General features: G+C 60.9%; 2 protein-coding genes. One reads left to right on the top strand and one right to left on the bottom strand.

Translation table 11 applies throughout. The annotated features are described in order from the left end of the window. Positions 1–486, bottom strand: a 486-nt coding sequence (locus tag NCT05_RS36600) for a SulP family inorganic anion transporter (RefSeq protein ID WP_250504791.1), incomplete at its 3' end; no start/stop codon positions are given. 508 nt (positions 487–994) lie between these two features. Here NCT05_RS36600 and istA point away from each other — a divergent pair. Continuing rightward, positions 995–2,079: IS21 family transposase (gene istA / locus NCT05_RS36605; protein WP_250504792.1), on the top strand; the 1,085-nt coding region annotated here is incomplete at its 3' end.

Below are 2,079 nucleotides of genomic sequence, written 5' to 3' on the forward strand. Positions count from 1 at the left end.
CAGTCCGCACATCACCAGCAAGGGCGCGCCGTGAAGCCAGGCTTCGCCCTGGGGCGTCGCTTGCTTGAAATGCTCCACCTGCGCCATCGCAATGATGATAGCGAGGCCGTTGACAAAACCGATCATGACTGGATGCGGCACCATCCGAATGAGCTTGCCAAGACGCATCAGGCCGAAAAGCATGATGAGCACGCCGCTCAGAACGACTGTGGCTAGAAGGTATTGGACGCCGTGCTGAACGACCAGCGCGACGATGACCACCGCCATGGAGCCGGCAGCGCCCGAGATCATTCCGGGCCGTCCGCCAAGAAGTGCGGTCAGTGCACAGATAATGAAGGCGCCGTAGAGGCCCATCAAGGGGTTGACGTGTGCGACGAGCGCGAACGCGATGCACTCGGGAACGAGGGCAAACGACGAAGTAAGGCCAGCGAGAATGTTGCCGGGAATGTTCGAGAGCCACTGCTCCCGGGGCGTTTGGATCTTCATTAGAAGTCGATTCGGTCGCAACGCGTCCCCGCCTTTTATGGGCGTGACGGCGCTTCGTTTCGTAACTGGAAGGCTCAGACTCGATGCATGACGTCGGCGAGCCAGCGCCGCGTGAGGCGCTGCGCTATAACAGCCAAGGCGCAAGCACATTGATCGAATCGGACGGACGAGCACCCACCCATGCCCGAGCCCCCCAGGGGACACGGCCGTAATGAACAGTCGGGAGGTTCTCGGGAAGCTACATAGGTACGCGGTAAGGTGGTAAGCCGAAATTCCGACGCGGAGAACCGGTAGTTTACCCTAAGCTGCGTATTCCACGCCAAACCGAACGCTGATTCCACGGCAAACCGAGCACGGTTCCACAGCAAAGCGAGCGCCGATTCCACGGCAAACGGAGCAGGTATTCCACGACTGCCCGAGCGCGAATTCCACGCGTAACCGAGCAGTAAGGTGGCGGGACGGCGACGCGGATAACCATGGCACTCTCGACGATTTGTCGGGCGGCCGAATGTCGAATAAAAGGTTATCCATGCGTCAAATCAGGGAAGTGCTGCGCCTGCGTTTCGTATGCGAACGTAGCCAGCGCGAGATCGCGACGACGATCGGCGCTTCGAGCGCAACGGTCTGGGACTACCTAGACCGTGCCCGGCGTGCGCAACTCGACTTCGAGAGGGCCATGTCGATGGACGACGCGGCGCTCGAAGCGCTGCTGTTTCCGCCGCAACCGTCGTTGAGTCGGACGCGCCCGTTACCCAACTGGGCGCTTGTGCATCGTGAGCTTGGCAGGCGAGGCGTAACGCTGGACCTGCTCTGGAACGAGTACAAGGCCCAAGAGCCCGAAGGGTACGGCTACAGTTGGTTCTGCAAGCACTACGAGCGCTGGGCAGCGGCTTTGCCGGTTACGCTGCGCCAGACGCACACGCCCGGCGAGAAGCTGTTCATCGATTACTCAGGCAACAGGCTCGGTATCGTTGATCCGCACACCGGCGAGATCCGCGAGGCCGAGGTGTTCGTCGCGACGCTCGGCGCATCGAACTACACATATGCCGAAGTCACTTGGACTCAGCAGCTTGAGGACTGGATCGGCTCGCATGTGCGCGCGTTGAGCTACATCGGCGGTTGTGTCGAGATCCTAGTGCCCGACAATCTAAAGTCCGGCGTACACAAGGCCGACTTCTACGATCCGGTTCTGAACCGGACCTACGGCGAGATGGCTGCTCATTACTCGATGGCGATCATCCCGGCACGCAAACGTCGCCCGAGAGATAAGGCGAAGGTCGAGCAGTCGGTGCTCCTGGCACAGCGATGGATTCTCGCCCGACTGCGCAACCAGCGGCTGTTCAGCCTGGACGAAGCCAATCGCGCAGTCGCCGCGCTGCTCGTCGAACTGAACAACAGGCCGTTCAAGAAGCTACCAGGCTGCCGCCGCAGCGCCTTCGAGGAACTTGATCGCCCGGCACTTCGGCCGCTGCCAGAAAGGCCTTATCAGTATGCACAGTGGAAGGTTGCGCGTGTGGGCTTCTTGTGTGGCGAAGCGAGTTCTGTGGTCTTGGCGCTGAGGAGCGGCGTTCAGCGGAGATCTGCGCAGTCTGA

Source organism: Caballeronia sp. AZ7_KS35 (genome assembly GCF_023631045.1).
GTDB lineage: Bacteria > Pseudomonadota > Gammaproteobacteria > Burkholderiales > Burkholderiaceae > Caballeronia > Caballeronia zhejiangensis.